Below are 12238 nucleotides of genomic sequence, written 5' to 3'. Positions count from 1 at the left end.
TGTCGACGCCAGCGATCGCGAAGATTTGCGCGCGATCGCGTTCGCGCGCGCAGACTGGAGATAACAATCGTATTGCAGCGAAGCTTTGCGCGTGAGAGAGTCGAGGCCTGAGGCATCCTCGCTGCACGCGCCGCCGACTTGTTCACAACGTACTGATTCACAACTGGAAGTTAGTGTCAGTATGTTAGTAAAGTTAGAGCGGCTGGAAAGCGCGGAGAAACAAGCCCTTAAGCTCGATTCCGGTCCCCGATAGCACGAGGATCGGGTCCCCGATAGCACGATGGTTGCGGTCCTCGATAGCACGAGCTGATTCACAGGTTGTCCTCCGAATTTGGAATGAGCCCGCGCCGGCGCAGGCGTGCCGTTAAGGGATCAACGAGCGTGGGCACGAAGTTCAGCCGCTCGGTGCCATCAGGATCGCGCGTGAGCACGAGCCGATAGCCCGGCAATGTCTGGCGCTGGACGATCTGACGTAGGTCGTAAGCAAAATGCTTGAGCGGTGAGAGGATGCCGGACTTGGCATGGAGGTGCACAATGTCAAAGCTCCAGCCGCCGTCCTGACGCCCGCCATGCTTGCGCACGAGCCGGTAGAGCCAGCGCTCAAGTCCGCCCGTCAGATCGAAATAGGCGCGATCGATCGTCAGCACGAGCGCATCATCAATAACGCCGGCATAGAACCAATCCGGCAGGATTAGTTCGAGCCCAAATGGACGACCATTTGCATCGGCCGTCTCCTTCCACTCGTTGATCCAGGAGAAGCGATGCCGCCGACGCTCTGCCGCCTGGCGGATCGAGGTCAGCACGGTCGTTGACTGCAACCTGTCGAGACCGGCCTTGAGGCGATCATAATCTCGCGCGCTCGTGCCGCGGCCGACAAACGTCAGAATCTCATAAGGCGTTGCAGCCATCAGGCGCGACGTCTTCAATCCGGCGTCACGGGCTTCAACGATCTGGGAAGCGGCCCAGATCAGAACATCGGCATCCCAAATGGTTGCCATGCCGTGTTCCGGCACGGCTTCGACACGAATCGCGATCGTACCGGCATAGAAATCGATTGGCACAATGCGCTTTGTTTTTGCGAGCGAGAAGAACGGGTAAGCCATCAGATCCTGGGCATCACCGGGCGCAAGGTCGCCGGGAAGCGCCCGAAAGAGTTCCAGCTGGTCGCGCTCGGAATGTTGTTTGCGCCGCATGGTCACTGCTCTCGCCCGCGATCAGCGACGTTCCTGGCCCGCATATGGGCGCAGCACCGGATGCTTCTTGGCCGGCAGCACGGTCCCCTTCCCGGGGTCAGACGTCGATGTCTTCGCGCCCAGGTCAGCCCAGGCTTTCAGATCGTCCACGGCGTAGACGACACGTCCGCCGATCTTGCGATAGGTCGGCCCGGTACCGTACGTGCGGTGCTTCTCGAGCGTGCGTCCCGAGAGACCAAGATACCGCGCGGCCTCCGGTGTACGCAGGAAGCGCGGGGGCAGTCCGGTCATCGCATCGGGCATTTGAGAACTCCAAGGTGACGGCGCACCGCGCATGGCGGCGCCGGCGTGTGTGCGGTCATCATGGAGAAGCGCGATCTCGGAGGGGGATGCCGAATATCGGGGGGGCGATTTTCGGCACCCCCGAGGAACGGCGCTACTCGACCCTGCGCCTGGGCCGAAGCAGCTTGCGATAGCCTCCGCGCACAAATGCTAGGCCGCTTTGTACAAGGCGACGGGTTCGGCTGCGCAGATCGTGTGTTTTCCAGGCTTGATCCGATACGCGGGCGTTGCCAAACAGAGCTTCTGCGATGCTGCGATAAGTCGCGCCGGCGAGATACGCGGCGACCGCGCGAAGGGCTGCGCACAGTCGTTCGCGCCGCTGTTTGGGCACGCGATGAAGCGGAGGTCCTGGCGTGTGTCCATTCATCGCGCGCCACAGCCGCGTGGCGGCATGCGCGCGCGCCTCCAAATCGCCGTCCAACGGCAACTCGGCCGCATAGCGAGCGCCTGCGGTCAGCGGCTGCTTCGACCAGATGCGGTGCTCCACCGAACCGATTTGCAGCACGGCATGCCAGCCGTCAGCGGCACGGCGCACCTGACCTGATGCGAGATCAAGCGGCGGCTGAGGCGTTGGGCTTTGACCAGGCGTTGAAGCGGTTACAGTGACCGGGACGACGGTCGGGAGAACCTCGGGCGCCCAAAAGATTGTCTGCTCGTGGAACGACCTCTGGGGGTCATGGGCGAAAGCAGAGGCCCCACCTCCTCCTGAACTCCTCGGTCACCGCGCCATCTGAGTTGTTAGCGATGATCGCCTCGTAGTCACGTTGGTAGTCCACGTTCATACGAAGACCTACCCAGGCGATTTCAGTGATCTCGGCGTTCTCTAGGCTCTTAAACGAATCCGGCGACCGCCAGTCGAATTCAGGCATTGCTTCCGCCCCATTGCACTTAACGAACAAGGATTGCGGCGCAATAATTATGAACGAGACGGTTGTAGGAAGCCCCTAATTTGGCACCACGTGGTGCATGAGAATAACCACCGGTTAGCGGGAGAAAATCGTTCTTGCTGCAAGCCTGTAGTCGGCAATTCTCTTCTATTTTGAGCCAGTACCCCGTAAGAGGCGTCCCTGCTCAGTCACCCACTTGGCGCGCGCAAGATGGCTCTGATATGCGGCCCGCGCGCGGTCCGGCTCTCGCTCTGGATCCATATGCAAGACGACTCGAGCCACTTCGCGCCAGTCCGCCCCCTCGCCCTCCGCCTGCAGAAGGCGAATGTACGTGACGACGTGCTGCTCGTCATACGGCGTTAGCTTCGGATCCGAGGGGGCAACGTCCGCAATGTCGGGATCGAGCGGCGACTTCTTCATGGCTTCCAATCCACTTACAACATTCTAGACGCTCGGCCGCCAGAGTGGTGAACGCGTCCAAATTTAGCCGTATTCCGCCGGTCGGGCCAGCGCGTGATAGTTGAATACATATTATAGGAGATAAACCTCATAGTATGTAAAGCCGCAACTTGCGCCGATGGACATGCGCAAGTTGGTTGGTCGGAATTTCGCAAGACTGCGGAAGCAGAAGCGCTTCACGCAGGAGAAATTCGCCGAAGTGTCCGGCTTCACCCAACAGTATATCAGTGACCTGGAACGCGGCCGCCGCAATCCAACCGTTGTAACTTTGTTTGAACTCGCCAGCACGTTGGGCATCAGCCACGTTGATCTCGTCACGCCAGACGAAGAGGCGCGAAACGAGCGATCAAAACCTGCCAGGCGAAAGTAATCGGGCCGCGAGAGTCGATTCGGCCAACGCAAGCCCTCGCCCCCAGAGGTGACGCCCCGGCCGCCGAACGCAACTCGGCGGAGCGCGCTTCAACTTTCGAATGGCGCGGCGTGGATGATGTCACATACGTTCGGAATCTCGAGACCATGCACGAGGCGGCGCCCGATGTCGGCCAAGCCTGTACCAATCGCGGTATACGGCTTCTTTCTGGCAACCTCGGCCAGAGCTTCAGTGAACGCCGCCTTCATTCCGATCCGCGGATAGAGAGACAAGGTGTCGTCGATCAGCGATGGCGGAATTTCCTCCATCCGAAGTCCCATGACGTCGACGTGTGCGCCGAAATGGACGAGAGCCACTTCTGGCTCCCTGCGGTCGGCGATCTCGGCAAGGGAGTGGAGTGCAATCGCATCCCACACGACGTCGGCTTTCGGTTTTGGGTAGTTGTTTTCAAGCAAGAAACGGCTGGCGGCATCGGCGCCGTCGACTTCAAATCGTTTGTCCGCGGCGTGCGATGCCGAAAGTCCGAGGTCGTGGAGCAGCGACGCTATTTACACGAGCTCGCGATCGTATTTCATCTCTCTCTTCATCCCGATAAACTCGGCAAACCACCACGTCCGGTGCACGTGGTTGTGCAGCACCTTCGAATGGGCCTGCTCGGCGAGCTTAGCGGCTTTGCGAGCAAGATCGGAATCCGGAGCAATAACCCCACCGATGCTGACAGGCGCACTCATGTATCATCCTCAGAATTAGGGCTCACGATTCGTCAGTCCGGGTCGTGGTAGCATGGGCGCGCGCCCAAACGCACCGCCAGATTGTTGGACATGATTTTTAGGCCGATGTGAGCAGGAGCTGCGCCACTTCGGCCGGCATGTCGATCATCAGCCAGTGGCCGGCTTCGACCGACTTGACTTCGCTGTTGGGATAGTTCGCGGCGATCGCGGCCGCCGTGGCCGGTGTCAAGTAAGGATCCAGGGCGCCCCAGATAAGGTTGACCTTGGTGGTGAACTGACGGACGTCCGAGAGTCGTGACGTATTATAGGCGACGCTTTCGCGCACCTGAGAGGTCATTTGCGCAAAGGCCGGGCCGGCTCCTGCTGCGAAGTTACCATTGACGATCGGTCGCACGATTCCGACAAAGCGCTCCCTCAAATTCGGTGGCATCTTGACCTGAAAATGGTTGTCCTGAAACGTGATGAGCCAGTCCATTTTGTCGGGGTTGGCCAAGAATGCCTGGGCAAGCTCCTTGAGCCCGGGGTCGCCAAACACTTCAATGATTTCGGGTAGTCTCCATGTCGGCGATTCCGCATAGTAGCAGTTCAGCAGGCAAAGCCAGGCAACTCGATCAGGATTCTCGAGTGCGTAGTTGGCAGCGCACGGGCCGCCGGAGTCGTGACCAACCGGAATGAACCTGTCGAGCTTCAGCGCATCGACAACAGCGGCCACGTCTCCTACCTGCTGCTTGAATGTGTACTGATAGCCTTCTACGACCTTCTCCGACTGGCCGAAGCCCAGGAAGTCGAACACAACCACCCGCCTGCCGGCGCGCGTTAGATACGGCACCACGTAATCGTAGATATGAAGATTGTCAGGGAATCCATGCATCATGACAAAGGCCGGATCCTGACCGGGATACTCGCGAGCGTAGATCATGTGGCCGTCGTGAGATATACGATGCTCGACATAGGGGATGGCCGAAGCGATCGGCGCTTCGATATTCGGCTTGTTTTGAGCGGCACGGGCCGGATTGGCGAGAGCGAGCGCCAAGCCTCCAGCGGTCGCAAGCAACAGATCACGCCGCGAAGCAGGATTTCCCTCGGTGAAGAAGTCCATCTCAAAATCCTTTTTCCATGGTTGTTGGCTGCAAGAGCTGCGGCGCGTTGCGGGCAATCTCGGTATCTGGAGTTTTGATCATCCACGTCTGCTTCGCTTTGCCAAACGAGCGGACACTACGTTGCCCCTTGGATCTCTACGTCCGTCGAGTGTGCCAGTGCTTTCTGGTTTTCCAGGATTGCAAGCCGTTCCGTCAGGGCCGCATGGACGAGCGCATAGGCATCACTGCCAAGTGTCAGCCGTTTCGGCGCGGGAGTCTGATCGGCCGAAGCGATGATCGCCGAGGCGACCTTGCGGGGATCACCGGGAAACATCGCAAGGCCAGCTGACGCTGCCATGCGACGGAAGTCGCCGGCAGGTGTTTGGTCATAGACGGGGAGGATCTGGCCCGCGTCTGCGCTGGATGAAGCAAAGTTCGTGCGTGATGCGCCTGGTTCAACCAGCGTGACCTCGATGCCGAAGGGGGCGATCTCCGGGATGGTACCCTCAAAGAAACCTTCGATACCCCATTTGGTGGCGGCATAGACGGCCATCGTCGGATAGGCCGCTTGACCGACTGAAGACGAAATCTGAATGATCCGGCCACCGCCCTGCTGCCGAAGGTGGGGGATTGCCGCGCGGGCGAGCCGGATGGAACCGAGCAGGTTGGTGTCGATCTGACGCTCGATCTGGATGTCGCTGACCTCTTCCGCTGCGCCAAACAACGCGTAGCCGGCGTTGCTTACAACGACATCGATCCGCTTCATCTCGGCGAAGGCCCGGTTGACGACGTGGCGCACGCCCTCGCCGTGCGTAACGTCAAGAACGGCGACCCAAAGACGCTCGTCATACTTTTCCGCGACGTCTTGGAGAGCGTCGGGCTTGCGTATCGTGGCGGCTACCCGGTCGCCGCGATGAAGCAGAAGCTCAGTCAGCTCCCGTCCGAAGCCGCTGCTCGCACCTGTGATGAACCATGTCTTCGGCATACGGGCGACCTTTCGCTTATCTAGGAAGCTTCCAGTTGGACAAGCCAATGAATGCGATGTTCTTCCTCAGATCTGTCGAGTTGCTCGAACCCCAAGCGTGACCGTCATGCAAAGGCTCTCCGGTTTTTTTCGATGAAAGCTGCGATGGATAGTGGGGGCGTTCCGGTAACTGTCTCGACGACGTCGTTCGTGCCCGCGAAAATGCCTTCCCGATAGTTCTGCGCGACTTCGTTGAGGTGCTGGACCAGGAATGGGGGAAACTTGTACACCTGTTCCATCTTGCGCTTAAATTCTTCGATCGATGTCGGCGCGTAGGCGATTTTCGCGCCGAGCACGTCGCTCATGGCGGCGGCAATCTCGGTATGGTCCATCTCGACTGGACCATGCAGAGTGTAGATCTTGCCCTCGTGGCCTTTCGGATTCGCGAGGATGTGGGCGATGACCCGTCCCTGATCGTCCGTGCTGATCGGAGCGTGGCGCCCATTCCCGAACGGAAATTCGATCCTTTTCTTGGCCCAGATCTCCTTCGCGAAATGCGAGGAGACGAGCCAGTCGGCAAAGAAGGTCGGGCGCAGATGGGTCGTCGCCACGCCTGACCAGTCGAAGACCCGCTCGGAAACCCAGTGATCCTGCGCGGCATGGCTCGCCGAGTCCCGGCGGGCCGAAATCTGCGACATGTTCACGATGGCCGTCACGCCCGCTTCTCTCGCGGCCTGCGCGAAATAGGCAGTGGCGCCGATAATTCCTGGCGCAATCGGATGAAGGAAATAGGCCGAGCTGACGCCTTGCATGGCAGCGCGGATGCCATCAATGTCGGTGAAATCGCCGACCGCGACATCAACTCCGCGCCGCCTCAGCTCAGCAGCCCGGTCGTCCTCCGAGCGCACATAGGCTCGCACGCGCTTGTCCATCTTGAGCAGCTCATCGATCGCGGCCCCCCCGGTGCGGCCGGTTGCGCCGCTGACTAGAATGTTTGCCTGGCTCATCATCTGCTCCCCTTTGAGGGCATATGTGCGCTCGTCTGTCGTGGCGTCGTTGCTGTGCTGGCGAGCAGGATCACCTCGGCGACCTTTTGAGGACAGGAGAGCATCGCAACGTGGCTGGCGGGAACGCGAATAGTCTCGGCACTGATGTGACTGGACATTCGTTCCTGGAGCGCAGGCGAGATGGTGCGATCATTTTCCGCCAGTACGTACCAGCAGGACCTGCCTCTCCAGGCGGTGTTGCTGACCGGCGCGCTGAGCGCGTGGATGGATGTCGGTCCCTGAGTAGAGACCATGACTTCCTTCTGTCCGACGGGTAGGTCCTGGGCGAAATCCTCGAGGATTCCCTTGCGGGTGAGTTTGAAGAAGCCGGAGCCATCGCGCTTCAGCTCCGATCCCGCGGATGATGGCGGAAGCAATTCGCCCAAGGAAAAGGCGGATTGATCCGCATCGGGCGCGAACGCCGCCACGTAGACGAGCCCCGCGACCTTCGGATCATCGCCAGCCTGGGTGATGACTACGCCGCCATACGAATGCCCGACCAGCAGTAGCGGTCCTCCCTCAAGAGCCATGGCCCGCTGGACGGTCGCTACATCCTCAGCCAACGAAGACAAGGGGAGTTGGACCGCGGTTGCCTCGACTCCTGCGCCATTGAGTTGAGTGATTACGGGCGACCAGCAAGAGCCGTCGGCCCAAGCTCCATGGACTAGAATGACTGTTTTCCGGGTCGTATTCCCCATCGCCAGCTCCATGCTTGTCGGCGACAATCGGGCCTGGCGAACTATAGACGGGGCGGCACCGAGGAGTATGTTGCGTGTTGCGAAGAATTGTTGCGGTGTGGCGAGCGCCCGATGACGACACTGGCGGGTGAGCGGTCGGCTGACAAAGCCCTCCCGGAGTACGTTGTGCTCCGTTTCGGAGGCTTGCGTCTGGATCGCCTCAATAGACAGATTTTTGAGGGGGAAGCGCCGATCCCGCTCGGCCCCCGCGCCTTCGAAATCCTGCTCGCTCTGATAGAGGCTCGCGGCGATCTTGTGAGCCGGGAGGACCTGGTTGCGCGCGTCTGGGGAAGGGTTCACGTCGACGACGGCACACTTCGGGCACACGTCTCCAAGCTCCGCAACGCGCTCGGACGAACGCAAGGCGGGGCGTCCCTTATCCGGACGGAATCTGGGCGGGGCTATCGGCTCGCGGCTCCTATAACGCTTGAAGCCCATCCGAGTGCGACGGTGCAGGGGTCCCGCACGCTGGAAGGCGTTCCGCAACCCCTCTCGTCGCTGATCGGACGTGAGGCCGCCATCAACCATCTGACCGCGTTGGTCCGACAAAACCGGCTGGTTACCGTGGCAGGTGCCGGCGGCATCGGAAAAACGCGGTTGGCCCAAGCCGTGTCCACCCGACTGGAACGCGACTTTCCGGACGGTGTGGTCTTTGTCGATCTTGCGTCGGTGGCCGAGCCCGAGTGGGTCCCAACAGCGGTCGCAACCGCGTTGGGAAAGGTGGTGCTTTCAGGAGATCCGACGGAAATGCTGGTCGCGGGCCTGAAGGACAGGCGCGTCCTGATACTGCTGGACAATTGCGAGCATCTCGTCGATGCGGCCGCCCTATTTTGCGAGACGGTGGTGCGAGGTGCACCACGGGTCCGCATCATCGCGACCAGCCGCGAAATGCTACGGGTGGATGGAGAATGGACCTACCGCGTCGATCCGCTCGACGTTCCCCACGTTGATCTCGTTTCGGCGCAGCAGGCCTTGAGCTACTCGGCCGTCCAATTGTTTGCTGAACGTGCAGCGGCTGCTGGGGGCTTCGCCTTCGGCGATCGCGAAGCGCCCTATGTCTGCGCCCTGTGCCGCGCCTTGGACGGCCTGCCGCTCGCAATCGAGATGGCGGCGGTGCAGGCAGATTCGTTGGGCGTAAGGAGCTTAGCCGAACAGCTCGGGCGGCTGCAGCTCGAAGACCTGGGCTCGCGAAGGACAGCTATCGCTCGCCATCAGACGCTCACCGCGACGCTCCAGTGGAGCCATGATCTGCTCTCGCCTTCCGACCGCGCGCTGTTTCGGCGATTGTCGGTATTCGCCGGCGCGTTCACTGCCGAGGACGCTGTGGCGGTTGCAGCGGATGAAAGCCGCCCCGCTGCGGCGGCAATTCGCGAACTCGCTGCCCTGGCGACGAAATCGCTTCTTTCGATCGAATCTGACGGAGACACGCGGCACTTTCGGATGCTTGTCACGACCCGACATTTCGCGCTGAAGCGTCTTCGCCAGGAAGGTGAGGAAGAAACTATCCGTCAGCGGCACGCACTGCTTATGCTCGAGCGGCTACGCCAACGAGCGCCGGTGCAGATCGACGACGTACGCGCGGCTCTCGACTGGGCCTTCGCGCACGAACAGGCATATGCGATCGGACTCCCACTCACGCTCGCGTCCGTTCCACTCTGGTGGTCATGGCAGCTCGTCGGGGAGTGCCGCGCGCGCGTGAACCACGCCCTTGAGTCCACCGATCTTGCGGGCGATCCCCGATCCGAGATGCAGCTTCTTGTCGAACTGTTTGCATCGCTGCTCCAGATTGATTCCCATGGACCGCATATGATCGCGATCGCCGAGCGTGCGCGCGCCATCGCGGAGAATCTCGACGATCTGCCGCACCAATTGAGGGCCAGATGGAGCTTGATGGTCAACGCATGGAACGCCGGTCGATTCAAGGTCTCGGCAGCACATGCCGAGACCTTCAGACAGCTAGGCTTTCGCAACGGGGACGCTGCCGCGATACTCATCGGAGACCGGCTGATCGCCAATATCCGCCATGTCATGGGTGACCAGATCGAAGCCGCACGACTTCTGCAAAGCGTGCTAGAGCGCCTGAATCGGTCGGAAAATCCGATAGATGCGAGACTGGTCTACAATCAGAGGAGCCTTGCACTGAGCACGCTCGCGCAGGTTCAATTTCTGCGCGGCGAAATTGAAGAGGCCATCGGCACGGCGCATGACGCCGTTCGTGAAGCCGAATCTCGAGCGGACCCTGTGTCAGAATTCTACGCTCTCCAGCAGGCTGCATGTCCGACCGCGATCTTCGCCGGTCGCCTGGACCTGGCCGAGAAATATCTGACTCGGCTCGAGACCCACGGTCAGCGTCATCGACCGTATGCCAACTGGGTGCCTTCCCTTCGCGGGATGATCCTGATCCGTCAGGGAGACGTGGAGACGGGCGCAAAGGAACTAGCTGCAGGAATCGCGCGGCTGGACGACCGAGGAATTTCAGCCAATCACAACCGCTTCAAAGCCGAACTCGCCACCGCTCTGATCGAAATGGGGAGAATCGAGCCGGCGAGGTGCCTACTCGAGGAACTCGAACGACAGTCCGAAGACAACGGCGAAGCGCTTTGCGACCCTGAAATCCTGCGCTTGCGAGCAGAAATCGTGCGCCTCTCCGGCGGAAATCAGGCGCAAGCCGAGGCCCTCCTCAAGCAGGCTTTGCGGGTGGCCCTTCGTCAAGGGGCAGCGATCTGGGAGCTAAGATCAGCAACGAGCTTGGCGGCGTTGTGGGCTGCATCAGGTCTGAAACTTCAGGCGCGGAATCTTCTCGATCCTATCTGTGCCAAGTTCAGGGAGAGCAACGAGACTCCTGAGGTTCGAGCAGCACGTCAACTGTTCTCAACACTTCCGTGAGCCCTGCGAATCATACCAGCCGAGAGTTCCGCGTCGGAGATGCTCGAGGCCAGGACGCCACCATGAACGTCGCAAGGAAGCGCTCGCTCTCGCGAGTACTGAGGTAGGAGCTTAGAAGGCCCCGCCCGAGGGATCGGGCGGGGCTTTGGACAGAGTCTTACTCGCCGTTCTTGCGCGGCCGCGACCAGAGCAAGGTGTAGCCTTCGCCACCCTCCTCATCGAACAGGTTCGCGTAGATAGGCGCGTTGAAGGAGGGATCGTCGAGCTTGAGCGAGAGGTAGTCGCGTCCCTCTTCGGAGCGCTTCGACCAGGCTGCCCCGATCTCCGCCCGGCCCACATAGATGCGGTGGCTGGGGGCGTTGTCGTTGGAGCGGTTGGTCTCGGGGACGATGCGGACGCCCTTGGCTTGCAGACTGAGGGTGACGATCTCGCCCTGGAAATCGTTGCCGACCTTCTTGAAAGAACCGATGTTGGCCATGTCACTTCTCCTGTTGTGTTTCGAGCCCGCGACCACCGCGGCCTCGATGGCGATCTAAAGGCCGAGGACGATCGGCGACGCACCCGCTTCAGGGCCGGAGCGCAGCGGAGGACGCCGTTGTGGCGACTTTCTTGTCTCGCGAGGAATGGGCGAAGCGCAGGGGAAGAAAGTCGCAGCAACGGCGTTGCGGCTCAGACGATCGAGGCGCAGCCGGTCTTCGGCCAGATCAAGCCATCAAAGAGGCCACGTGCGTCCGCGTGCTGAACCGCAATCTTCGGAGAAGATTTGGCGAATCTCGGTTCTGCTGAACAAGGGGTTGGTACGGTTCGGCGGAGAAAGAGAAACAATCTGCCGCAAAGGGCGGCATCGTCCCGGAACGAATGATCGAACGGAGCGCGCCGCTCCACCGCAGCTATGTGGGCCAGACAGAGACCGGTACGGCTTGCTTAAGCGCCCGAGGAGGGAACGCGGTTACTTCTCGCTCAAGCTCGACGATCCCTCATTCAACGTGACGCCCTGTGCCGTCTTGCTCGGCCGATGACCGCGACGAAGCCTCACCGCTCGTGCGCGGCGGCTGTGAGAACTGGTTCAGGCGCATTCTCCACCACCCCGGCCGACTCCGACGGGAGGGTCCCCGCGAAAATGGTCAAGCGTGTCCATGCCGTGCCGCCGATGCAAATCGCTCCTAGGCATGCGAACGCCTCGCGCCAAGCCAATGAAGGCACCCCGATCTGCGATAGGGCAAAAATCACCTGATAGCCGGCGATCGCTGCGGGGACCGTGAATACGGTTGCGATCGCGACGCGCAAGGTCAAGGACCGACTAGGGGCGACGGCGACCTGACTCGCGGCAAGCGTCAGCGCGCCAGAAGAAGTTCCGGTAAGCAGTGCGCCGAAGACGCCCGCGCCATGACGAAATGCCAACATCCCGACACTGAGTGCGACGAAAAATGGCAAAGCGTACACCGCGAGCGCAAAGATGGCCCGGCAAAACAAACCGATACCGAGTATGTTGAGAACAAGCCCAATGGCGAGCATGGTGGTGGCTCCATGTGCATGGATTTATC

General features: G+C 60.7%; 15 protein-coding genes. 2 read left to right on the top strand and 13 right to left on the bottom strand.

Annotation, left to right across the window (positions count from 1 at the left end):
* Positions 1–311 precede the first annotated feature (311 nt).
* From FXB41_RS38175 to FXB41_RS38155, 5 genes are all read right to left on the bottom strand, one after another.
* Positions 312–1193: a replication initiator protein A gene (locus FXB41_RS38175; RefSeq protein ID WP_219685451.1), complete on the bottom strand. Its 882-nt coding sequence runs from the start codon at positions 1191–1193 to the stop codon at positions 312–314.
* A gap of 21 nt (positions 1194–1214) precedes the next feature.
* Entirely contained in the window at positions 1215–1496 is a 282-nt protein-coding gene (locus tag FXB41_RS38170; RefSeq protein WP_219685450.1) for a helix-turn-helix transcriptional regulator, read from the bottom strand.
* Between the two features lie 133 nt (positions 1497–1629).
* Positions 1630–2040, bottom strand: a complete 411-nt coding sequence (locus FXB41_RS38165; protein WP_311985948.1) for a DUF2285 domain-containing protein — start codon at positions 2038–2040, stop codon at positions 1630–1632.
* Positions 2041–2209: 169 nt separating this feature from the next.
* The gene (locus tag FXB41_RS38160; RefSeq protein ID WP_219685448.1) at positions 2210–2404 is read right to left on the bottom strand and encodes a transcriptional regulator domain-containing protein; all 195 of its coding nucleotides are present in this window, start codon (positions 2402–2404) and stop codon (positions 2210–2212) included.
* A gap of 165 nt (positions 2405–2569) precedes the next feature.
* Positions 2570–2842, bottom strand: a complete 273-nt coding sequence (locus FXB41_RS38155; protein WP_219685447.1) for a DUF2285 domain-containing protein — start codon at positions 2840–2842, stop codon at positions 2570–2572.
* A gap of 157 nt (positions 2843–2999) precedes the next feature.
* Between FXB41_RS38155 and FXB41_RS38150 the strand changes: the two genes are divergently transcribed.
* Positions 3000–3251 carry a helix-turn-helix domain-containing protein gene (locus FXB41_RS38150; protein WP_219685446.1) on the top strand — a complete coding sequence of 84 codons (252 nt, stop codon included), beginning with the start codon at positions 3000–3002 and terminating at the stop codon, positions 3249–3251.
* A gap of 89 nt (positions 3252–3340) precedes the next feature.
* Here the strand turns inward: FXB41_RS38150 and FXB41_RS38145 are convergent, their stop codons facing one another.
* From FXB41_RS38145 to FXB41_RS38120, 6 genes are all read right to left on the bottom strand, one after another.
* The gene (locus tag FXB41_RS38145) at positions 3341–3706 is read right to left on the bottom strand and encodes a hypothetical protein (protein ID WP_219685445.1); all 366 of its coding nucleotides are present in this window, start codon (positions 3704–3706) and stop codon (positions 3341–3343) included.
* A gap of 93 nt (positions 3707–3799) precedes the next feature.
* Positions 3800–3982, bottom strand: a complete 183-nt coding sequence (locus FXB41_RS38140; protein ID WP_219685444.1) for a hypothetical protein — start codon at positions 3980–3982, stop codon at positions 3800–3802.
* 97 nt (positions 3983–4079) lie between these two features.
* Positions 4080–5081, bottom strand: coding sequence for an alpha/beta fold hydrolase (locus tag FXB41_RS38135; RefSeq protein WP_219685443.1), 1002 nt, complete (start codon positions 5079–5081; stop codon positions 4080–4082).
* A gap of 116 nt (positions 5082–5197) precedes the next feature.
* Positions 5198–6046 (bottom strand): SDR family oxidoreductase, encoded by an 849-nt coding sequence (locus FXB41_RS38130; RefSeq protein WP_219685442.1) that lies wholly within the window; start codon positions 6044–6046, stop codon positions 5198–5200.
* A gap of 104 nt (positions 6047–6150) precedes the next feature.
* A complete protein-coding gene (locus tag FXB41_RS38125) occupies positions 6151–7032 on the bottom strand; it encodes an NmrA family NAD(P)-binding protein (protein ID WP_219685454.1) in 882 nt (293 codons plus the stop codon).
* Positions 7032–7769: an alpha/beta hydrolase gene (locus FXB41_RS38120; RefSeq protein WP_219685441.1), complete on the bottom strand. Its 738-nt coding sequence runs from the start codon at positions 7767–7769 to the stop codon at positions 7032–7034. The genes FXB41_RS38125 and FXB41_RS38120 overlap by 1 nt, the downstream gene beginning before the upstream one ends.
* A gap of 111 nt (positions 7770–7880) precedes the next feature.
* Here FXB41_RS38120 and FXB41_RS38115 point away from each other — a divergent pair, with 111 nt between their 5' ends.
* Positions 7881–10694 carry an ATP-binding protein gene (locus tag FXB41_RS38115; RefSeq protein WP_219685440.1) on the top strand — a complete coding sequence of 938 codons (2814 nt, stop codon included), beginning with the start codon at positions 7881–7883 and terminating at the stop codon, positions 10692–10694.
* A gap of 157 nt (positions 10695–10851) precedes the next feature.
* On the opposite strand, the gene FXB41_RS38110 is transcribed toward FXB41_RS38115, so the two are convergent.
* Together FXB41_RS38110 and FXB41_RS38105 are read right to left on the bottom strand one after the other, a co-directional pair.
* On the bottom strand, positions 10852–11172 hold the full coding sequence (locus FXB41_RS38110; protein WP_219685439.1) for a DUF736 domain-containing protein: 321 nt from the start codon (positions 11170–11172) through the stop codon (positions 10852–10854).
* Between the two features lie 554 nt (positions 11173–11726).
* Positions 11727–12209: a hypothetical protein gene (locus tag FXB41_RS38105; RefSeq protein ID WP_219685438.1), complete on the bottom strand. Its 483-nt coding sequence runs from the start codon at positions 12207–12209 to the stop codon at positions 11727–11729.
* Between the last annotated feature and the right edge of the window lie 29 nt (positions 12210–12238).

Source organism: Bradyrhizobium canariense (genome assembly GCF_019402665.1).
In the GTDB taxonomy this organism is placed as follows: domain Bacteria; phylum Pseudomonadota; class Alphaproteobacteria; order Rhizobiales; family Xanthobacteraceae; genus Bradyrhizobium; species Bradyrhizobium canariense.
This window is presented reverse-complemented; position numbering and strand designations above follow the sequence as displayed.

Coding starts and splice junctions, on each gene's coding strand:
- FXB41_RS38140 (WP_219685444.1), bottom strand. CDS start 3,982: ATGAGTGCGCCTGTCAGCATCGGTGGGGTTATTGCTCCGGATTCCGAT.
- FXB41_RS38135 (WP_219685443.1), bottom strand. CDS start 5,081: ATGGACTTCTTCACCGAGGGAAATCCTGCTTCGCGGCGTGATCTGTTG.
- FXB41_RS38155 (WP_219685447.1), bottom strand. CDS start 2,842: ATGAAGAAGTCGCCGCTCGATCCCGACATTGCGGACGTTGCCCCCTCG.
- FXB41_RS38115 (WP_219685440.1), top strand. CDS start 7,881: ATGACGACACTGGCGGGTGAGCGGTCGGCTGACAAAGCCCTCCCGGAG.
- FXB41_RS38105 (WP_219685438.1), bottom strand. CDS start 12,209: ATGCTCGCCATTGGGCTTGTTCTCAACATACTCGGTATCGGTTTGTTT.
- FXB41_RS38150 (WP_219685446.1), top strand. CDS start 3,000: ATGGACATGCGCAAGTTGGTTGGTCGGAATTTCGCAAGACTGCGGAAG.
- FXB41_RS38125 (WP_219685454.1), bottom strand. CDS start 7,032: ATGAGCCAGGCAAACATTCTAGTCAGCGGCGCAACCGGCCGCACCGGG.
- FXB41_RS38130 (WP_219685442.1), bottom strand. CDS start 6,046: ATGCCGAAGACATGGTTCATCACAGGTGCGAGCAGCGGCTTCGGACGG.
- FXB41_RS38160 (WP_219685448.1), bottom strand. CDS start 2,404: ATGCCTGAATTCGACTGGCGGTCGCCGGATTCGTTTAAGAGCCTAGAG.
- FXB41_RS38110 (WP_219685439.1), bottom strand. CDS start 11,172: ATGGCCAACATCGGTTCTTTCAAGAAGGTCGGCAACGATTTCCAGGGC.
- FXB41_RS38170 (WP_219685450.1), bottom strand. CDS start 1,496: ATGCCCGATGCGATGACCGGACTGCCCCCGCGCTTCCTGCGTACACCG.
- FXB41_RS38120 (WP_219685441.1), bottom strand. CDS start 7,769: ATGGGGAATACGACCCGGAAAACAGTCATTCTAGTCCATGGAGCTTGG.
- FXB41_RS38175 (WP_219685451.1), bottom strand. CDS start 1,193: ATGCGGCGCAAACAACATTCCGAGCGCGACCAGCTGGAACTCTTTCGG.